At 61.5% G+C, this 20,326-nt stretch carries 15 protein-coding genes; 6 read left to right on the plus strand and 9 right to left on the minus strand.

Going from position 1 to position 20,326, the window contains the following annotated elements; translation table 11 throughout:
* Positions 1-47 precede the first annotated feature (47 nt).
* From CH306_RS17985 to CH306_RS17995, 3 genes are read left to right on the plus strand one after another with little or no spacing between them, the layout of a single operon-like run.
* Positions 48-1,313 carry an MFS transporter gene (locus tag CH306_RS17985; RefSeq protein ID WP_244165061.1) on the plus strand — a complete coding sequence of 422 codons (1,266 nt, stop codon included), beginning with the start codon at positions 48-50 and terminating at the stop codon, positions 1,311-1,313.
* A 59-nt stretch (positions 1,314-1,372) separates the two neighbouring features.
* Positions 1,373-2,242, plus strand: a complete 870-nt coding sequence (locus tag CH306_RS17990; RefSeq protein ID WP_037183720.1) for an NAD(P)-dependent oxidoreductase — start codon at positions 1,373-1,375, stop codon at positions 2,240-2,242.
* 55 nt (positions 2,243-2,297) lie between these two features.
* The gene (locus CH306_RS17995) at positions 2,298-5,705 is read left to right on the plus strand and encodes a pyruvate carboxylase (RefSeq protein WP_094631325.1); all 3,408 of its coding nucleotides are present in this window, start codon (positions 2,298-2,300) and stop codon (positions 5,703-5,705) included.
* Positions 5,706-5,797: 92 nt separating this feature from the next.
* On the opposite strand, the gene CH306_RS18000 is transcribed toward CH306_RS17995, so the two are convergent.
* The 3 genes from CH306_RS18000 to CH306_RS18010 are packed head-to-tail and all read right to left on the minus strand — an operon-like array spanning position 5,798 to position 9,522.
* A complete protein-coding gene (locus CH306_RS18000; protein WP_094647429.1) occupies positions 5,798-7,963 on the minus strand; it encodes a xanthine dehydrogenase family protein molybdopterin-binding subunit in 2,166 nt (721 codons plus the stop codon).
* Complete coding sequence (locus CH306_RS18005) at positions 7,960-8,937, minus strand: FAD binding domain-containing protein (RefSeq protein WP_094631323.1); 978 nt, start codon at positions 8,935-8,937, stop codon at positions 7,960-7,962. The genes CH306_RS18000 and CH306_RS18005 overlap by 4 nt, the downstream gene beginning before the upstream one ends.
* A 3-nt stretch (positions 8,938-8,940) precedes the next feature.
* Positions 8,941-9,522, minus strand: a complete 582-nt coding sequence (locus CH306_RS18010; RefSeq protein ID WP_052060101.1) for a (2Fe-2S)-binding protein — start codon at positions 9,520-9,522, stop codon at positions 8,941-8,943.
* 345 nt (positions 9,523-9,867) lie between these two features.
* Between CH306_RS18010 and CH306_RS18015 the strand changes: the two genes are divergently transcribed.
* Entirely contained in the window at positions 9,868-10,989 is a 1,122-nt protein-coding gene (locus CH306_RS18015; RefSeq protein WP_094631322.1) for an XdhC family protein, read from the plus strand.
* Between the two features lie 55 nt (positions 10,990-11,044).
* Here the strand turns inward: CH306_RS18015 and CH306_RS29130 are convergent, their stop codons facing one another.
* From CH306_RS29130 to CH306_RS18035, 4 genes are all read right to left on the minus strand, one after another.
* A complete protein-coding gene (locus CH306_RS29130; protein WP_179272907.1) occupies positions 11,045-11,188 on the minus strand; it encodes a hypothetical protein in 144 nt (47 codons plus the stop codon).
* Positions 11,189-11,343: 155 nt separating this feature from the next.
* Positions 11,344-12,681 carry a TRAP transporter large permease subunit gene (locus CH306_RS18025; protein ID WP_094631320.1) on the minus strand — a complete coding sequence of 446 codons (1,338 nt, stop codon included), beginning with the start codon at positions 12,679-12,681 and terminating at the stop codon, positions 11,344-11,346.
* Positions 12,678-14,141, minus strand: coding sequence for an MmgE/PrpD family protein (locus tag CH306_RS18030; RefSeq protein WP_094647430.1), 1,464 nt, complete (start codon positions 14,139-14,141; stop codon positions 12,678-12,680). The genes CH306_RS18025 and CH306_RS18030 overlap by 4 nt, the downstream gene beginning before the upstream one ends.
* A gap of 232 nt (positions 14,142-14,373) precedes the next feature.
* A complete protein-coding gene (locus CH306_RS18035; protein WP_094631318.1) occupies positions 14,374-15,267 on the minus strand; it encodes a LysR family transcriptional regulator in 894 nt (297 codons plus the stop codon).
* A 158-nt stretch (positions 15,268-15,425) separates the two neighbouring features.
* On the opposite strand from CH306_RS18035, the gene CH306_RS18040 reads away from it, so the two are divergent.
* Both CH306_RS18040 and CH306_RS18045 read left to right on the plus strand, forming a co-directional pair.
* Positions 15,426-16,544, plus strand: coding sequence for a tartrate dehydrogenase (locus CH306_RS18040; RefSeq protein WP_373453981.1), 1,119 nt, complete (start codon positions 15,426-15,428; stop codon positions 16,542-16,544).
* Positions 16,545-16,769: 225 nt separating this feature from the next.
* A complete protein-coding gene (locus CH306_RS18045; RefSeq protein WP_094622339.1) occupies positions 16,770-18,269 on the plus strand; it encodes an aldehyde dehydrogenase family protein in 1,500 nt (499 codons plus the stop codon).
* 85 nt (positions 18,270-18,354) lie between these two features.
* On the opposite strand, the gene CH306_RS18050 is transcribed toward CH306_RS18045, so the two are convergent.
* A complete protein-coding gene (locus CH306_RS18050; RefSeq protein WP_094631316.1) occupies positions 18,355-19,749 on the minus strand; it encodes an MFS transporter in 1,395 nt (464 codons plus the stop codon).
* Complete coding sequence (locus CH306_RS18055) at positions 19,746-20,204, minus strand: MarR family winged helix-turn-helix transcriptional regulator (protein WP_094631315.1); 459 nt, start codon at positions 20,202-20,204, stop codon at positions 19,746-19,748. The genes CH306_RS18050 and CH306_RS18055 overlap by 4 nt, the downstream gene beginning before the upstream one ends.
* Positions 20,205-20,326: the final 122 nt, after the last annotated feature.

Consider the following 20,326-nt stretch of genomic DNA (forward strand, 5'->3'; position numbering starts at 1 on the left):
GGACACCGAGTACGGGTGACGTCAGGCGGGTGGGAATCGCCAGCCTGATGGGTACCACGATCGAATACTACGATTTTTTCATCTACGGAACCGCCGCCGCGCTGGTGTTCGGGACGGTGTTCTTCCCCAATTCCGACCCCGTGACCGGAACGCTTCTCTCACTCGCGACGTTCGGTGTGGCGTTCGTGGCACGGCCGCTCGGCGGAGTTGTATTCGGTCACTTCGGGGACAGAGTGGGTCGCAAGGTCACGTTGGTGACGACTCTGGTGATGATGGGCACCGCCACTGTCGCCATCGGGCTGATTCCGTCGTACGCCACAATCGGGATCGCCGCGCCCATCCTGCTGGTTGTTCTCCGCTTCATTCAAGGTATTGCGCTGGGCGGCGAATACGGCGGTGCCGTACTGATGACAGTCGAACACAGCCCCAAGGGCAAGCGGGGCTTCTACAGTTCGTGGGTTCAGACGGGTGCCCAGTGCGGCCTGATCGTAGCGAACATCGTGTTCCTGGTGGTCGGCACGGCGATGGGCGACGACGCCTTCCTCAGCTGGGGGTGGCGCGTCCCGTTCTGGATCAGCAGTCTGCTCGTCATCCTTGGGTTGATCATTCGGTTGCGGCTCGAGGAGAGCCCGGCGTTCGAGTCCTTGCAGAAGTCGCACGAAATAGCCCCCGCTCCTGTTTTGGTAGTGCTCCGGCGTCACAAAATGGCTGTTCTGTTGATAGCCGGTGCAGCCGTGGGCAACTCGGTGACCTTCTACTCTGCGACCGTCTTCGGTCTGTCGTACGGCTCAAACCATGGTTTCACACGAAACGAGATGCTCGTGATCATCATCCCGGCGGCCGTGTGGGTGATCGCGGCCAGTATCTTCTTCGGTGCGCTGAGCGACCGCGTCGGTCGAAAGCAGATCTTCATCACGGGCAATATCGCTATCGCGGTGACCGCGTACGGATGGATGCGGGCCTTCGACACGGAGAACCAGGCCGTCGTTCTCGGTGCTTACCTGGTCATGCTGACCGGGTACTCGATGACGTGGGGAACCATTGGCGTGTTCTTCGCCGAGGCGTTCGACGGTGCGGTCCGATACACGGGTCTGTCGATCGGGTTCACCCTGGGAGTCATTCTGGGCGGTGCGGTGACGCCGTTGGTGCTGACGAAGTTGGTGGCGGACATGGACTCTGGGATGCCGGTCGTGCTCTGGATCGCGGCATCGACCATCATCTCGGCCCTGTGTGCCCTGTCTGTCCGGCAGATCGATGCTCCTTCTCGGCGGTCCGGTGCCGATCACATCGCCGGGAAGGCCTCTGTTCATTGACAATCCATTCACAGCGCAGCAGTATGTAAATTGTCAGACTTTATGAGGAGAGTGGACTCTTGTCGCAAACTATTGGATTCGTCGGCATCGGAGCGATGGGGTCGGCCATCGCGTCTCGACTCGTCGACACGAACACGCTGTGGGTCAACGACTTGAACCCCGCCCTCGCAACCCCCCTCGAGGAACGGGGAGCGAGGTTCGCGCCGCTCGACGAGATCGCGACATGCGATGTCGTGTTCCTGTCTCTTCCCGGCCCCGACAACGTCCTGAAGCTTCTGCTTGGTGACGGCGGCCTGGCCGAGAAGATGGATCCGGGTTCACTCGTCATCGACACCACGAGCAGCACCCCCATCGTCGACGAGGGACTCGTCCGCGACCTCGCCGTGAAGTCGATCTCGTACATCGACGCACCGATCGCCGGCGGGGTCCGACGCGCCTACGACGGTCTGGCCACCCTCATGGTCGGTGCAACCGACGAGGATTTCGCCCGCGCCGAGCCGCTGCTGAACACAATCACCTCCAACGTGTTTCACCTGGGGCCGGTAGGTGCCGGACACGCCGCGAAACTGGTCAACAACCTTCTGAACCACTGCAATCGGTTCGCGACGGTCGAAATGATCACTCTTGCAGAGCGATACGGAATCGCCCCTGACGTCATGGTCGACGTCCTGAACGTGTCGTCCGGGCGCAGCTACGTCACCGATTACACGTATCCTGAGATCGTTTTCCCCAACTTGAAGCAGGGCTTCACGCTCGAATTGATGCGTAAGGACGCGCATCTCGCCGAGGCTTTGGCAGACCACGTCGGGCAGAAACTGCGAGTCGGATCGTTGGTCGCCGAGATGATGGATGAGGCAGTCGAACGACTCGGGGGCTCCGCCGATCAGACCGACCTCATGCAGAAGTGGTACCCATCTGTGACCGACTGACGTTCTGCACGACTCAACAGTCCGATTCCAGCTCGTCGAGGGGTTTGCTGTCCACATGTTCTCCAAAGTACTGGTCGCCAACCGCGGTGAGATCGCAATTCGAGCATTCCGTGCTGCCTACGAGCTTGGAGCGGGCACCGTTGCTGTGTTCCCGTTCGAGGACCGAAATTCGTTGCATCGCACCAAAGCCGACGAGGCTTACGAGATAGGTGAACCGGGCCATCCAGTTCGTAACTACCTCTCGGTCGAGAAGGTCGTCGACGCCGCAGTCCGCGCCGGCGCAGACGCGATCTACCCCGGTTACGGGTTCCTGTCCGAGAACCCCGATCTGGCGTCTGCGTGCGTTGCCGCTGGAATCACCTTCGTCGGCCCTTCGTCGACGGTGTTGGAATTGACGGGCAACAAGGCTCGGGCAATCGCAGCGGCAAAGGCGGCTGGTCTGCCCGTGCTCTCGTCGTCCGAACCTTCGTCGGATGTCGATGAGTTGCTGGCTGCGGCCGAGGCCATGACTTTCCCGGTGTTCGTCAAAGCTGTCGCCGGTGGTGGTGGGCGCGGCATGCGTCGGGTTGCAAAGATAGAAAATCTTCGAGAGGCGATCGAAGCTGCTGCGAGAGAGGCGGAGTCGGCGTTCGGTGACTCGACGGTATTCCTCGAGCAGGCGGTCATCGAGCCCCGCCACATCGAGGTGCAGATCTTGGCCGATACCTATGGCAACGTCATCCATCTGTTCGAGCGTGACTGCTCGGTGCAGCGCCGCCACCAGAAGGTGGTGGAGATCGCTCCGGCCCCGAACATTTCCGAGGCGCTCCGTTCTCGGCTGTGCGCGGATGCAGTCGCCTTCGCGCGGGAAATCGGGTACGCGTGTGCCGGAACCGTGGAGTTCCTGGTCGATCGCGACGGAAACCATGTCTTCATCGAGATGAACCCACGTATCCAGGTCGAGCACACGGTCACCGAGGAGATCACCGACGTCGATCTGGTGCAGTCTCAGTTGCGGATCGCAGCGGGCGAGTCGCTGGAGGACCTGGGACTCCTCCAGGAGGACATCAAGATTCGCGGCTCTGCCCTTCAATGCCGCATCACCACGGAGGATCCGGCCAACGGCTTTCGGCCGGACACCGGCCGGATCACCGCCTACAGGACGCCCGGCGGGGCAGGCGTCCGTCTCGACGGTGGCACCACTACCGGAGCGGAGGTGTCCGCATACTTCGATTCGATGCTGGTGAAGCTCACGTGTCGTGGCCGGAATTTCGAGACCGCGGTCGCGCGTGCACAACGGGGCGTAGCCGAATTCCGCATCCGCGGAGTCGCGACGAACATTCCGTTCCTGCAGAGTGTTCTGGCAGACCCGGACTTCCGAGCCGGACGCATCACGACCTCGTTCATCGAGCAGCGGCCCGGCTTGTTGACCTCGTTCGCATCCGGTGACAGAGGCACGAAGATCCTGAATTATTTGGCGGATATCACGGTCAACATGCCGCACGGCATCCGTCCGACTGTGGTCTACGCACGAGACAAGTTGCCGGACCTGAACCTGTCGGTTGCCCCGCCGGACGGGAGTCGTCAACGACTGCGGGCACTGGGCCCCGATGGCTTCGCGCGAGCTCTGCGACAGCAGAAAGCTTTGGCGGTGACGGACACGACGTTCCGAGACGCCCACCAATCGCTGCTGGCCACGCGGGTGCGCACGACGGGTTTGATGGCCGTGGCTCCCTTCGTGGCCAGATCGACACCGCAGCTGCTCTCGATCGAAGCCTGGGGCGGTGCGACATACGATGTGGCACTGCGCTTTCTGCACGAAGATCCCTGGGATCGATTGGCGTCCCTGCGCGAGGCGGTTCCCAACATCTGCTTACAGATGTTGCTGCGCGGCCGGAACACAGTGGGGTACACCCCGTATCCGCAGAAGGTGACGTCCGCATTCGTGGCGGAGGCCGCGCAGACCGGTGTCGACATTTTCCGTATCTTCGACGCGCTGAACAACGTCGACCAGATGCGACCGGCTATCGACGCTGTGCACGAAACCGGCTCTGCTGTAGCGGAAGTGGCGCTGAGCTATACCGGTGACCTGTCGAACCCTGGAGAGGACCTTTACACCCTCGACTATTATCTGAAGCTTGCCGAGCAGATCGTCGACGCCGGCGCGCACGTGTTGGCGATCAAGGACATGGCGGGTCTGTTGCGGGCACCGGCGGCGACCACTTTGGTGACAGCGCTGCGCGCGAACTTCGACCTTCCGGTGCACGTGCACACTCACGACACACCCGGTGGGCAGCTGGCGACGTACCTCGCTGCGTGGACGGCGGGGGCGGACGCCGTCGACGGTGCGTCCTCTCCAATGGCGGGCACGACGTCCCAGCCGGCGTTGTCGGCCATCGTGGCGGCTGCGGCGAACACCGAACGCGATACCGGTTTGAGCCTGCAGAGCGTGTGCGATCTAGAGCCGTACTGGGAAGCTCTTCGAAAGGTGTACGCGCCATTCGAGTCCGGGCTCCCCTCGCCGACAGGACGGGTGTACCGTCACGAAATTCCGGGCGGCCAACTGTCGAACCTGCGTCAGCAAGCGATCGCTCTCGGACTCGGGGACCGATTCGAACTGGTCGAGAGGGCCTATGCCGACGCGGACAGCCTATTGGGCAGGTTGATCAAGGTGACCCCGAGTTCGAAGGTGGTCGGCGATCTCGCACTGCATCTGGTGGGTGCCGAAGTGAGTGTCGACGACTTTGCGGCGGACCCGGGGAAATACGACATCCCCGATTCGGTGATCGGATTTTTGCGCGGAGATCTCGGGACGCCAGCCGGTGGATGGCCGGAACCGTTCCGCGAAAGGGCGCTCGCCGGCCGAACCGGGGTACGCCGTGACGCACCCCTGACACCCGACGACGAGACAGCACTCGACACAGCCGGACCGGTTCGTCGAGAAGCGTTGAACCGGTTACTGTTCCCCGGCCCCGCCAAGGAACTTGCCGAACACCGCGAGAAGTACGGCGACACCTCGTCGTTGTCGGCGAACCAGTTCTTCTACGGTCTACGACAGGGTGACGAGCACCGAGTGAAGCTCGAAAAGGGTGTGGAGCTGCTGATCGGGCTCGAGGCCATTTCGGAGCCCGACGACGCCGGAATGCGGACGGTTATGTGCATCCTCAACGGGCAGTTGCGCCCGGTGTCGGTGCGCGACCGGTCGATTGCCGCGGATGCCCCGGCTTCGGAGAAAGCGGATCGAAACGATCCGTCTCACGTAGCGGTACCGTTCGCTGGAGTCGTGACGATGGTTGCGGCTGAGGGGGATTCTGTCTCAGTTGGGGACACTTTGGCCACCATCGAGGCCATGAAGATGGAAGCCACAATCACCGCACCACGCGGTGGCCGTATCACCCGCCTTGCGATCACCGGTGTCGCGCAGGTCGAAGGTGGAGACCTCATCGCCGTCATCAGTGTCGGGGATCCGACCGATCCGTCGTAAGTGGGACGGTCCGAGACCGAGACCGAGACCGAGACCGAGAACAGGTTCGGCCGACAGCAAGCACTATCGGCCGAGCCTGCTTCTGCCGTGGGTCAAAGCAGGCTCTCGACGCTGATGGGCAGATCGGTCACCCTGCGCCCTGTGGCGTTGTACACCGCGTTGGCAATCGCTGCGGGAACTCCCACCATCACCACTTCACCCAGACCTTTGACGCCGATCGGATCTGCAATATCGTCGCGGGCGTCCAGATAGACAGCGTCCAGAACGGGAACGTCCGCATTTACCGGTACGAGGTAGTCGGAAAGGTTCGCATTGACCAGACGTCCGTCGCGGTAGTCGACTTCTGCGGACTCCAGCAGCGCCATGCCGATGCCTTGTGTCATACCGCCGAGGGCTTGGCTGTGCGCCATCCTGGGGTTGATGATTCGGCCAGCGTCGTACACGGCGTAGATTCGCCGCACCCTCACGGTTCCGAGTAGCTCATCCACAGCAACCTCGGCAAACACGGCTCCGTATGCGTGCATGGAGAACTGGGCACTCACATCTTCCGGAGTGTAGGTCTCGGAGGCTTCGATGCTCGGCTCGCCTCGGCGGCGCAACATGTCCCGATAGGTCTCAGCTCTGCCCGAGTCGCCGCGTACCTGCATCTGCCCGTCGACGACGTCGATCTGATCCGGCCGAGCCCCATTCAAAGGGGATGCGGGATCGAGTACGGCGGTTCGGATGATGCGATCTCGCAAAATGTTCGCGGTGATCTCGATGCTCGAACCGACGCTCGCCATTCCCTGTGACCCGTATTGCGTTGCGGCCTGCGGATAGTCGCTGTCGCCGAGGGAGAAGGTGACCCTGTCGAGTGGCAAACCTAGCGCGTCGGCAGCCAGCTGAGTCATCGCAGTGTATGTACCTGGCCCGATATCACTTGCGGCGGCGAAGATCTCGGCCCTACCGTCGGAGTTGACCCGAGCCATCGCCGAGGACGGTGAGCGAAGCGTGTGGTACAGCGCCGAAGCGGTACCCATACCGATGAGCTGGTCGCCGTCACGTACGGCGCCGGGGGTCGCGTTCCGTCGAGACCACCCGAACGCATCGGCACCTCGGCGGAAGCACTCGGTGAGTCTGCGCGTGGAGAACGGGGTGCCGTTGGTCTGATCTTCCGTAGGCTCGTTCCTCAACCGAACTTCGATCGGATCGAGCCGGAGTTGCTCGGCGACTTCGTCGATGGCGCATTCGAGCGCGAACGCGCCCGTGACAGCTCCTGGTCCTCGCATGTAGGTCGCTTCACTGGTGTCGAGAGGAACTACGCTTGCAGCCGACCGGAATGCCGGAGACGTGTACATCAGCCTCGTCCCCTCCGTTGGGGAGTCCTCGTACCCTCCGTAACGCGACACTTCGACTTCGCTCTCGTGCACGGTGGCAAGAAATCTTCCGTCACGATCGGTGCCGAGAGCCAGTCGCTGACGACTCGTGGGGCGGTAGCCGATCGCGGCGTACATCTGGGGTCGCGTCAGTGACAGCTTTACTGGACGACGAAGCTGACGGGCTACCTCTGCGGCCAGGAACTGATGCGGCCAGGTCTCGCCGGCGCTACCGAATGCGCCACCCACGAAGGGAGAGACAACGCGAATGTTATCGGCCGGAATTCCCAGTGCGCCACTGTATGCGGCCCTGCTGTAGTGGATTCCCTGTACCTTGTCCCACACTGTCAGCTGGTCGCCGTCCCACGACGCAATTGTCGCGGGGATCTCCATCGGGTTGTGATAGTTGCGCGCAATGGAATATTCGCGGTCGACGACGACAGGCGCGGTGCGAAGTGCTGTGTCCGCGTCTCCGCGGGAGTACGCGGGCTCCATCCTGCTGGGTTCGCGGTTCTCTCCGGACGCGTCGTCGAGGTTGGTGCTCTGGGCTTCTTCGTTGTACCGAACGGACACCAGTGCCGCACCGTGCGTCGCTGCCTCGAGGGTATTGCCGACGACCACCGCCAACGGTTGGCCGAAGAAGTTGACCCGAGAGATGTCGTAGGGGAGTTCGATACCCGGGAAGTCGGTGATCACACTGACGACGTCAGGATGATCGCTGGCCGCATCGGTGTCCATCGACGCCACGGTTGCCCGGGAAACAGTACTGCACACCAGGACTGCGTGCAGGTGGTCCGGTACCGGGTTGTCTGCAGCATAGAGCGCAGCTCCGGTGACTTTGAGACGGCCGTCGACGCGGGTGAGGGGTTGACCGGATAGTCTCGCACTCAGTGGAGTCGTCACGACAGGGCCGCCACTCTCGAGAGCTGACGTCGGACGGTGCGTTGGAGCAGTATCACCTTGAATCCGTTCTCGGAGAGGGGTTGCGCGCCCGCTGCCGCAGCGTCCGCCGCGGTGTTCCACAACTCGGGGCTCGGCCTCTGTCCGACGAGTCGTTCCTCGACGCCGGTCAGGCGCCATGGCACCGTACCTACTCCGCCGGCAGCGACTCTGGCCGAACGAACGGTACCGTCGCTGATGTCGAGCGCGACAGCAGCCGAACACAGCGCGAACTCGTACGACGAGCGGTCACGCACCTTCAGGTACCCGGATCGCCTGGTGTCAGGGCGGACCGGGATCTCTACGGCGGTGATGAGTGCTCCGGGGGCGAGGTTGTTCTCGCGGTCGGGTGTGTCTGCGGGCAACCTGAAAAAGTCGGCGATCGGGATCGTTCGCTCTCCGTCTCGATCTCGGGTGACGATCGTGGCGTCGAGCGCGGTCAGCGCGACAGCAAGATCGGACGGGTGGGTTGCCACGCACTCCGTGCTTGTTCCGAAGATCGCCAATGTGCGATTGCGGCCATCGATTGCGGCGCAGCCGGATCCGGGCTGGCGACGGTTGCATCTTGCATTGACGTCGCGGAAGTACAGGCAACGTGGCCTCTGGAGTAGATTACCGCCGATGGAAGCCATGTTGCGCAGCTGCGCCGAGGCACTGAGATCCAACGCCTGGGTGAGCATCGGAAACTGTTTCTGCACTTGTTCGTCGGCCGAAACGTCCGACATTCGAGCGAGGGCACCGATGCGCAGGCGGTTCGAGTCGAGTTCGATGTCGCGGTAGGGCAGCGCGTTGATATCGACGACTCGGGTGGGACGCTCGACGGTCTGACGCATCAGGTCGACGAGGGTGGTCCCTCCGGCGAGATAACGGGCACCGCCGTCGGCTGCGTCCAGTGCTGCTGCCTCATCGGCAGCCGTGTCGTACTGAAAAGGAAACATGATTCACGCACCTCCCTGTTCCGCCACGCGGGAGATGGCGGTGACGATGTTGGTGTAGGCACCGCATCGACAGATGTTGCCGCTCATCGATTCTCGAATCTCTTCGGGAGAGCCGGCGTGACCTTCGCGGATACAGCCGATTCCCGAGAGGATCTGGCCGGAGGTGCAAAAGCCGCACTGGAAGCCGTCTTCGTCAATGAATGCTTGCTGTAGCGGATGCAATTGGCCATTTGTTTCGAGGCCTTCGATGGTTGTGATGTCTGATCCGTTCGCTTGGACGGCAAGCGTCAGGCAGGACAACACCCGCTGACCGTCCGACAGGACGGTGCAGGCACCGCACGCGCCCTGGTCGCAGCCCTTCTTCGTTCCGGTCAACTCCGTGTGCTCCCGCAACATGTCGAGCAGGGAAGTGCGATTGTCAACGGCAAGTTCACGTTCGGCTCCGTTCACCGTCAATCGCACCGGCGACGTTTCGGACGGGGTGACCGGTGTGGTTGATTCGTTGGAGCAACCGTTCAGCAAAGACACGGCCGCTATCGCGCCACCTGCAGCGATGGAGGTACCGACAAACGTTCGGCGCGTCATGCTGTGTGGAACGCGAGCTTCTTGGGGCGAATCGGTGTCGTGCTGTGGGGCCATTGCACTCTCCTGGTCACTGTACGAACGTGAGGACGCGACTGTTGGCCCCATGGTTGCAGCGGATCGGTGAATCGGACAGGCACTGGTTAGGCACGTACTGGCAGGGAACCCCTCTGGCCGCAGGTTCGGTGGCAGGGGCCGTTACTGCGGCGTACCGTCGAGCGGAAGTCAGGTCGTCGCTATATCGTTCGCGTCTCGACACCGCGGCATCGGCGGATTTGATGTATGTAATCGCACGCGTTCTCGAATGCCGAGATCTCAATCGCGTCGCGATTCGGGAAAGGCTCTTGAATGTTCGAATTGCTCGATGACATCAGTATTCTCCTGGAGTCCTCTCCCGTCGCGTTGGCACGTGTCGTGGCAACTTCCGGAGCCGGCCCGCGTGCCGTCGGAGCCACCATGGTCGTGACCGCTGACGGGGAGCCGTTGGGTTCGTTGTCGGCAGGTTGCGTCGAATCAGTTGTGATTCATACAGCGCTCGAGGTCATCACAACCGGGACGTCCGCGTGCGAGCTGTTCGGCTACTCCGACCCCGACGCACTCGAGGTCGGACTCCCGTGTGGGGGCGAGATCGAAGTGTTCATCGAGCGAATTGACCCCTCGGACAAACAGATGATCGATCGGTTGATCGCGGCCCGTGACCAGGATCGCCGGTTCGCCCTGGTGACGGTGCTCGACGATGAGCCGCGGCGTTTCGTGACGGGTGACCCGGAGGTGCCAGGAGGCAACCGGTCGGCGTGCGCGTTCCACAACGGTGAGCTCAGCCTGCACGAGTCGGGATCGACCGGAATTGTCGAAGTATCGGGCGACGGTGCCCGCGCGTTCGTCCATACTTTCCTCCCTCCGCCGCGGATGGTCTTGGCCGGCGCGAACGATTTCGTCCGAGCATTGGGTGCATCTGCCACGCTGCTCGGGTACCGGGTGACCGTCGTCGACGCCAGGCCTGTCTTCGCGACGACCGAACGTTTCCCGAACGTGCACGAGGTAGTGAACGACTGGCCGCACCGATATCTGAAAGCCGAACACACTGCCGGCAGACTCGACGGTCGCACGGTGGTCTGTGTGATGACACACGACAGCAAGTTCGATGTCCCGATGTTGGTGGCCGCACTGGAGCTGGACGAGCTCGCCTTCGTGGGCGCGCTCGGTTCGCGGCGCACGCACTCCGAGCGGCTCGAAAGACTACGTGCTACGGGACTTTCCGAGCATGTGCTCGCGCGTGTGAACTCACCCCTCGGACTCGATCTCGATGCGCGGTCCCCCGAGGAGACAGCCATCTCGATTCTGGCGCAGCTGATAGCTGATCGAAGCGGCGCATCGGGACAGCGGCTGCGCCAGTTGGACGGTCCCATACATCGACAGCACGGGGTTATCGGTGTCGACCGACGCCCGTCGACGAATGCGGTTGTCTAGCAGTAGAATTGCGTATTCGTCGGTAGGTGCCCGACCGCTGGTCGTCAGGACTCGTTCATTGCGGCGCGGACGATGCTCCACCCGGTGCCGCGTCATGAAAGCCGGAGTCGGTCGAAGAGTCCTCGGGATCATCGAGATACGACATGACGAATGCAAGCAACCCGGCTACTCCCGCGCTACCGAATACGTAAGGGCTCATCGAGGCAAAAGTCTGAGTAACGAATTCCCCTCTGCCGAGGATCAGTCCGGCCGCCTGACAGAGGACGATCACCAGCCCCCCGACCAGAAAAACGACTGTGCTGAGGCGGAAGAGGGTCGAGACGACTGTGCGGAACATGAAGGTGTCCTATTCATTCAGACGGGGAGAATGCCGAGCGCGATCAGCACACCGATAGCGAGAATTGGAATGCAGTAGTACTTGAGCAGCGGCACAAAGATCTTCGACGGATCGATTCTTGCGATTCCTGCCGCGATGTAGATCGGCGCGCCGGACGGTGGTGAAGCTCCCTCGGTGGATGCAAAGACCAGCACCGCGGCAGCTGCGATCGGTACAGGAACGCCCGCCCCGGCCAATGCTGCGACCGCCACCGGTCCGACGGTTGCTACGGTGGCCGACGCCGTCAAGGGGATTGCGATGACCACTATGATGATTCCGACCAGGATTGCCATCAGCCATTTCGGTGCGGCCAATGACTCAAGCATCGAGGTCAACTGCTCGGGAAGGCGCAATTGGCCAAGGACGGCGGACGCGGAGAACGCCGCGACGAGCGTCGTGCCGATGATTCCGAACTGGGGTGCGGATTCGCCGAGTATCTTCCACCAGCCTCTGCCGTCTCTGGGCAGGTGTCTACGTCCGAGAAAGAGGACGAGCAGAATCATCAGAACGGGGATCCAGGTGATGATGCTGATCGCTCTCGACATCACCAAGTCCGTGTATCGCCCCAGTGCGTTCGCGATCGGCCCCTGGGTGAGGAATAGGGGGACGAGCAGCGGAATCAGTAGAAGGCCCGAGGTCCACCCAGCGCGAAGACTGCGTCGGGCAGGAATTCGGTCCTCGACAGCGATCGGCTGCAGGCCGTTCCTGCGAATCAGATAGAAATTGAGCACAAGTCGGTAGACGAGACACCACACACCGGCGATGGCGAGAGGGACAATGATGTCGTCCGCGTCCATCATGCCACTGACAGTGGCCGATCCGACCAAGATGAACATGGTCGCACTGAATGGAAACGTCAAACCCATGCCTGCTGAACCGGCTACGACGGTGGCAGACAATTCTCCGCTGACGCCGGAACGCTTCATCCATGGAACAGTCACCGATCCCACGACCGCGGCCATTGATGCGCCGACATGGGCGACCGCCCCGAAAATCGCCCCAGCCAGCGTCGTGGTGTAAATCGGCCCTCCCTTCATTCGCCCGAGGAATGAGTTGAGAATATCGATGAGCCGATCGAGCACCGGTGTTTTCGCCAGAATGAAACTCATGAAAATGAACGCCAGCGCAGCAAAAGTAATTTCGGCCTGAATCGCGTCGACGAAGCCGCTCGCCATGTATCGCGGCGCATCTCGGCCGGCGAATGCGCCGACTACGACGAAGCCGACGAGCATCGCCTCGCCGATATTTCGTTTGAGTACTGCATTCCACGCTACGATGGTGCCGATGAATGCCACGAGCGCCCAGATAGCGATCACAACCGCGCCTCGGATTTCGTCGAAGTCGACTGCGGCGATGTCTCGTACTTCGGTGAAAAACCTTCGTCCACATTAGGGCTGAGATTTTCCATTACGACCGTTGCGTCGTCGAGCGACTCCAAGTTCTTGATCAAGTCCACGACTTTGACGAGACTGTCGTCTGAATGCCTGGTAACGGCGACTGCCGCACAATCGCTGAATTTTTCGGCCAGGTCGCTCCAAGAGAGCGGCGCATCATCGTTTCCTGGTACCCCGGTGCCGGTCTTCTCGTATCGCCGACCGTCCTGAGTGACGATCTCGACTCGCCCCGGAGGTAATTCGAGAGTCCAGTCCAGTGACGCATCACTTATCGGCACTATCTTCTGAGCAACGGCCAGGACAGATGTGTCCTTCAAAGATTCGCTGCTGAAGTGCGAGATCTTTACGGTCCCATGAACTGCGGCGACTGCGACGAGAAATGGGAGGCTGAACTTTGCGTCGACCAACGTCGTTGGGATTCGGCGTGCTTCGAGCGGACTGCACATGAGATCGTGGTAGTCGCCGACGAATACGCGAATCTCGATGAGATCGTCCGCAGTCAATTCATTTTCTTTCAGTAGTTCGATGGTCGCGTGAATGTGACTGTGAGCGGTACCGACAGCCGGCCACTTCTTGTAGAGAGTTCCGCTACCTCGGTAATCGCTTCCCAGGCCCTCGAGAATCTGCGCGCGATCGTATACGCCGCCGAAGTATGTTTTCAGGAAGCCATATTCGCCCTCGAACAGGGTGTCGACGCCCGTGGTGCCTTTCTCGGCCAATAGAACGGCTGTCACTGCGCCTCGGGCGGAAAAGCCAGCGTACATACCACGAAGGTCGCTTCCGGTCCCAGCCACTACCTCCATGACACCGCTCGATTGCATGCTTGCTATCCCGAGTGCATGGGCAAGCTGACTGGCGGAAAGGCCGAGCACGCGGCCCGCTGCCGCGGTGGCGGCGAACACCCCCACCACTGTCGACAGGTTCCAGTCCTTACGCCAACCGACGTTGCACCGAAGCCGGGCGAACAGGTCTTGACCCGTCGCGACCGCCGCGATGAGGTCTTTGCCGGTTACGCCGCCCTTGCGCTCTGCGACGGCGAAAACGGCAGGGATGATCGAACTGGAAGCATGCTGGCCCCAGGGAGTCTGATCGTCGTAGTCGAGGCAGTGCGCCAAGGCACCATTGGCGAAGGCTGCAGCGATGGCCGGCAGCTTGCCTCCGAAAGCCATGAGGGACGCCTCAGGGGTACCACCACCCTCTCGGACCAGGTCGATAGCTGCGCGTACCGCCGGCTCGACGCCACTGGCGGCGAGGATTACTCCGAGAGTGTCCAAGATGCTTTTTTTGGCGGCTTCTATCGCCTCCGGTGACAGTGACTCGAACGCACTGTTGGCCGCTGCGTACGCCAGGTGGTGTACCAGATCGTCGGTTTCGGTCGACATTTGAAAACCCCTATCGCGATTTTCTCGAATGACAGCGTCCGGTTCCGGATACGCGTTGTCGCTTGTGTCACAATTCGAGTCGATCTATTAAGGGGCTAAGCAGCCTCGAATGTCCAATACGTTTTACCAATAGAAGTTATCGGTTGCGCCGATGTTCAAGTGCCGGGCGAGGTCGCATTTCGAGAGCGCCGACAATGCTCTGTGCGACGCGTTGAAGCATTCTCGGTAGTGCTCAATTCGGTACTTCGCCGGCGTATTTCTGGGCTTCGTCCATCAGCACTTGCGCCGGGGGAGTCATGTGTGTCAGTCGGCACACGGCGGCGACGTGCAGGTATGACTCCGGGACGATGCGGCGAACTCGTACACCTGCCTTCTCGGCCGACGCCGCCCAGGCAGAGGGAGTGACTGCGTGGCCGAAGCCGCTGAGCACCATGGGGAGGATGGACGTCCGGTGTGCGACTTCGGCAGCGATAGTGGCGGGGATCCCGCTGGCGAGAATGTCGTCCACCAGCGATCGCATCAGCGACCCCTGCTGTGAAGCTATCAACCTCAGCCCGGACAGCTCCGACCGCTGAATCTCGGGCCGGTCAGGTAGATCCGCGTCGGGGCTCGACAGCAACAACAGAGGCTGGCTCTTGAACGTCACCACCCGCAGGTCCGGTGCCTGAACGGCCTGAGGTGAGCCGAGAATGCCTATCTCGCTGACGCCGGTGCGAACCGCTCGGAGGACCTCTTCAGGGGTGAATGCGGCTTGGGCATTCACGGTTACTGCCGGAAACAGTCGACCGAACGCGGTGAGGATAGTGGTGAGGGGCTCGATTCCCGGTGACGGCATCGTAATCAGGTCGAGGCGTCCGCTCCGAAGTCCCTTCAAGCCATGGACAGCTGCTTCCGCGTCGTCCAGATCGCGCAACACCACTCGAGCCGGCCCCACCAAGGTTTCGCCGGCGTCGCTCAGTACGAGTCGCCGACCGATGCGATGGAACAGCGGCACTCCCAATTCGCGCTCCAGTCCGGCGATGGCCTGAGAAAGAGTGGGTTGGGCGATGAGTAACACCTCGGACGCGCGATTGATGCTTCCTTCATCGACGATAGCCAGGAAGTACTTGAGCTTTCGTGCATCCACTCGAACCTGCCTCCACGTTGTGCTGGTCGTGAGGTTCGATGCAGTCTAGCTGCGGTCGAACCACTTCGATTGATTGATCCTATGAGCGGCATCGGAACTTGGTAATGGACGGGGGGTAGCTTGCGCAGTCTTAATTAGTGGGATCAAGCGTGATCTGTCTGACATCGGAGGTAGTAGTGGGCTCGCAGTCGACCACGTATCGGATCGCGTCGATCCCCGCCGACGGTGTCGGCGCAGAGGTGGTGGGCGCGGGCAGACGCGTATTGGATGCCGTGGCCGGCCACTCCGGCGGTGCGTTCGCCTTCGAATGGAACGAGTTTCCCTGGGGTAGTGAATACTACGCGAAGACAGGCAAGATGATGGCCGACGACGGGCTCGAAATTCTGAGAACCTACGACGCCATCTACTTCGGTGCGGTGGGATGGGAGAACGTCCCGGACCACATCAGTCTGTGGGGTCTGCGTCTGAACATCACACAGAACTTCGATCAGTGGGCAAATGTGCGACCGGTGAAGTTTCTGCCCGGAGTGCAATCCCCGTTACGCAAGGCCGACGACACAGAACTCGACTGGGTCGTCGTCAGAGAAAACAGTGAGGGCGAATACGCGGGCCTCGGTGGCCGCAACCTCGGCGGACGCGGACCGGGCAACGAGGTGGCACTGCAGACATCACTGTTTACCGACAAGGGCTGTGAGCGGATCATGCGCTTCGCGTTCGATCTGGCGCGCACTCGCACCGTTGCAAAAGTCTCCTCGGTTACCAAATCCAACGCCCAGCAGTACGGCATGGTGCTGTGGGACGAGGTCTTCCGTCGGGTGGCAGCGGACTATCCAGACGTTGCCACGGAGAGCGTTCTGGTCGATGCGATGAGCGCAAAATTCATCCTTCACCCAGAGGAACTGTCCGTCGTCGTCGCCTCGAACCTCAACGCCGACATCCTCTCCGACCTCGGATCTGCACTCGCCGGTAGCCTCGGCATCGCAGCGAGTGCCAACCTCAACCCCGAACGCCGCTATCCGAGCATGTTCGAACCCGTCCACGGTTCGGCCCCCGATATCGCTGGCAAAGGCATCAGCAACCCCATCGGCGCGATCGCCAGCGCAGCCCTCATGCTCGATCACTTCGGACGCCATGCCGAGGCCAGGCAGGTCGAAGCCGCCATCGAAGCCGCCACCGCGGGGGGAGTTCTCACCCGCGATATCGGCGGCACAGCAGACACCGAGGCCGTCACCGACGCCATCGTGAGCGCGCTACGGGCCGCGCTCACCCCAGCGTGAGCAGGTGCATCAGACCCCGGTCGGCTCGATATGACCTTGTCGAGCCGACCGGTTCCAATGAAAGTTTTATCCGAGCGTGGCGTAGTTCGCCCGAGGGGTACACCAGATGTGAAATCCTTGTACGCGAACCAGTTTCGGCTTATGTATGTAGAGCGCACGTGTGAACCCGTCGGTTGATTCTCTGCCGATCGACGCGGTGTCGTAGATTCTTTCGAGAGGATGCAAGTGAGTACAGATCTCCAGAATTTCGCCCTGTTGGATGGTGCCCAGAACTTCTTGGCACGGGAGGTGCACCACCCTTTCGTCGACGGGCGCAGTGTGCCGGTTGATTCCGGGGAGACTTTGACGACCGTCAATCCGTCGACGGGCGAGATTCTCGCCCGGATAGGTGCAGGCGGTGAGTCCGACATCGACCGGGCGGTAGTCGCCGCCCGCCGCGCCTTCCACGGTCAGTGGAGCACCTGGTCTCCTTACGAACGTCAAGCTCTGCTGACGCGCGTCGCGCACATCATGGACGACCGTTTCGACGAGCTGATTCAGATCGAGGCGCTGGACATGGGTGCCCCGGTCACGAGGTTGCGTAACTCCAAGGCAGCCTTGATGAAGATGTTGTCGTTCTTTTCGACGCAAGCGGGAAATATCTCGGGTGAGACCTTGATGAATGGCATCCCTGGCGACATCGCCACAATGACGTTGAAAGCTCCGGTGGGTGTCATCGGAGGCATTATTCCGTGGAACGGTCCGTTGGGCGGTCAGTTCTGGATCGTCGGTGCGGTCTTGGCGAGTGGGTGTACCACCGTTCTGAAGCCCTCCGAGGATGCGTCGCTATCCGTTCTGAGGACAGCAGAAATACTGCACGAGGCGGGCGTTCCCGCCGGCGTCGTCAACGTGGTCACTGGCTTGGGCAAAGATGCAGGCAACGCGCTGGCCAGTCATCCTGACGTCGACCGAATTGCCTTCACCGGATCGACGCAGACCGGCCGCAGCATCATCAAAGCATCGACTGTGAACATCAAAGGCCTGCAGCTCGAACTCGGTGGGAAATCCGCCGACATCGTCTGCGCCGATGCAGATTTGGACAAAGCGGTACCGGGTGCCGCCATGGGTGTGTTTGCGAACTCCGGTCAGATCTGTTTCGCCGGAACGCGTGTGTTGGTTCAGCGGTCCATCGTCGATCAGTTCACCGAACGACTCCTGCAGTACATGGACGAGATCCGAGTCGGACACAGCCTCGACGACGCGGCCACCCTGGGCCCGATCATCTCGCAGCCTCAGTTGGACAAGGTCATGGCCTACACCGACATCGGTCGTGAGGAAGGAGCAGAACTGCTCCGTGGCGGCGAGCGATTGGGCGGCGATCTCGGCAGCGGCTACTTCATGGCACCGACCGTGTTCGGCGGTGTGTCGAACAGTATGCGTATCGCTCGCGAGGAGATCTTCGGACCGGTGCTCTCCATTCTCCCGTTCGACGACGTGGACGAGGCCATTCGTATTGCCAACGACAGCGACTACGGGCTCGGCGGTGCAGTGTGGTCGCAAGGTCTGTCGACCGCCATGAAAGTGGTTCGTGGGGTGCACACCGGCACGATGTGGGTGAACTGTTACGGCTACATCGATCCCATGGTCGGTTTCGGCGGCACCAAGTTGAGTGGATACGGAGCCAAAGGCAACGCTGCCCACATGGACAACTACCTCTACACCAAGTGCGTCTACATGGAGCTGTAACGACTCGCTGACCGCCCAAGCGGGCCCCTTCCGTCGATTCTGTTGCGTCACTGCGCAATCAACGGAGGGGGCCCGATTTTTGTACTCAACTCCGTGACGTCGCCGCTCGACGGTACGCGAGCAACCCCGCAAGTACGACTGCAGCGCAGACCATGATGAACACACCTGTACGGTGCAGGCCCGCGTCGTCGACAACCGGACCTGCAGTGATCTGGAGTACGACCACCGCAAGATTTGCTCCGACGAAGGCGATGGTGCGGTACATCCCGATAGCGGTGCCGACGTCGTCGACCGAGGTCGTGGCATTGATGAGGCTCTGATTTCCGATGTTGTGGAAGCCGTTGGGAATTCCGAGTACGGCGGCGACCAGAAGAAGCACGTAGATCGGGGCGGTGCTGGACTCGACGGTGGCGATCAGAGTGCCGCCGACGAGCATCATCACCGTGCCGGCGAGAAGGGTGCGTCGCGCGCCGAACCGGCCGTATACGCGGGCTCCGAGGACCGTGGACAGGACGGTGACTCCGGCGACCGGCAGCATGGTCAGGCCGGTCTCGATGGGTGTCATTCCCCGAGACGCCTGCAGCCACTGTGGGATTCCGAAAAACACACAATAGAAGCACGTGTAGGTGATCAGCGCACCGCCCAGGGTCGCGGCCAGCGCACGGTTATGGGCGAGAGCGCGTACGTCGAAGAATGGTTGCTTCGTGCGACGTTCCCACACGACGAACAGCACGAACGCGACAGAGGAGACAGGGAGTATCCACCATCGGGCTGTGTGTGCGATCGACGCCAGGAACACCATCAACGACGCCACTGTGGTAACGAAGAACGCGATCCCTATTCCGTCCATGGCTCCGAGTGCCTCTCGCACGGACACCGTCGACCGACCCTCGTCTCCGACGTCGACCGACAACACTGCGATCGCGCTGATGGCCACGACGGGAAGGTTCACCCAGAGGATCGACTGCCAGCCGAACGTTCCGACCAGAAGCCCGCCGACTGTCGGGCCCAGAGCGGCAACGGACTGCCCGCACATCACGATGGTGGTGAGCGCAGTGCGGGTTTGCTGCCCGTGCAGTTCTCCGTACGCCCGGACCATGGTCATCGCGTTGGGCATATGCGCCGAGATCCCGACTCCTAGAACGACATACGACGCGATCAACGTTCCGATGTTCGGCGCGAAGGCGCCACAGACGGAACCCGACGCCACGAAAGCCAAACCTGCCAAAAACACGCGACGTGCGCCGAGCATCGATCCCAAGCGACCCGCCATCGGCGCGCAGACGGCCGTTGTGATGTACATAGCCGAGATGACCCACGAGACATTGGCGCTCGGGCCGAACTGGGCAGCAATTCCAACGATGGCCACAGCGATCATGGACGAGTTGAGCGGTTGAAGCACGGTTCCGGTGGCTGCTGCTCCTCGCACGCTGAATGGGACCGATGTTCGCGCCAGCCCTGTTTCGGTACTCCGCGTCATTTACGCACCGCCCGGTCCTCGACGCTGTCGCTGACGACAGGTGCGCTCGACAGGCGGCGCAGCAGGGCTCCGGCGGCAAAGAGCACGTCACGTTCCACAGCACTGCAATGCGTGTCGAGTGCGTTTGCCAGCCACTCGTCGCGCTTGCGACGATCGGCTCCGAGCTTGGCCTTGCCCTCGTGGGTGATCGAAATGATCTGCGCGCGACCGTCATCAGGGTCTTGAATGCGGGTCACCAGTCCGCGCTCTTCCAGTAGTGTGACCGTCCTGGCCACGGTCTGCGGTGTCACCCGCTCCACTGTGGCCAGTTCACGGGCGCTCATTGCACCGATGCGGTCGAGGTTCCCAAGGGTCTGAAGCTGGGTGGGTGTCAGTAGATGGCCGGCGACGTTCGCTCGAATAGCTCGGTTGAACAGCACGATGTCTTCTCGAAGTGCATCGACCCGATCGTCCACACGATCCTCCTCATTAATAGCCAGCATTGCTTACGAATATACGCCTTTTGTTACGATTTGGGCTGTACAGTGGCGGATAAGTAGGCAGCATCACTGGCTAATCGGTCGTCGACCGGGCAGCC

Source organism: Rhodococcus sp. 15-725-2-2b (assembly GCF_002259075.1).
Classification (GTDB): Bacteria; Actinomycetota; Actinomycetes; order Mycobacteriales; family Mycobacteriaceae; genus Rhodococcoides.

Excerpts from the sequence above, each read along its gene's own strand:
- CH306_RS17995 (WP_094631325.1), top strand. The coding sequence starts at position 2,298 with ATGTTCTCCAAAGTACTGGTCGCCAACCGCGGTGAGATCGCAATTCGA.
- CH306_RS18050 (WP_094631316.1), bottom strand. The coding sequence starts at position 19,749 with ATGACGCGGAGTACCGAAACAGGGCTGGCGCGAACATCGGTCCCATTC.
- CH306_RS18005 (WP_094631323.1), bottom strand. The coding sequence starts at position 8,937 with ATGTTTCCTTTTCAGTACGACACGGCTGCCGATGAGGCAGCAGCACTG.
- CH306_RS18015 (WP_094631322.1), top strand. The coding sequence starts at position 9,868 with ATGTTCGAATTGCTCGATGACATCAGTATTCTCCTGGAGTCCTCTCCC.
- CH306_RS17985 (WP_244165061.1), top strand. The coding sequence starts at position 48 with ATGGGTACCACGATCGAATACTACGATTTTTTCATCTACGGAACCGCC.
- CH306_RS18030 (WP_094647430.1), bottom strand. The coding sequence starts at position 14,141 with ATGTCGACCGAAACCGACGATCTGGTACACCACCTGGCGTACGCAGCG.
- CH306_RS29130 (WP_179272907.1), bottom strand. The coding sequence starts at position 11,188 with ATGAGCCCTTACGTATTCGGTAGCGCGGGAGTAGCCGGGTTGCTTGCA.
- CH306_RS18010 (WP_052060101.1), bottom strand. The coding sequence starts at position 9,522 with ATGACGCGCCGAACGTTTGTCGGTACCTCCATCGCTGCAGGTGGCGCG.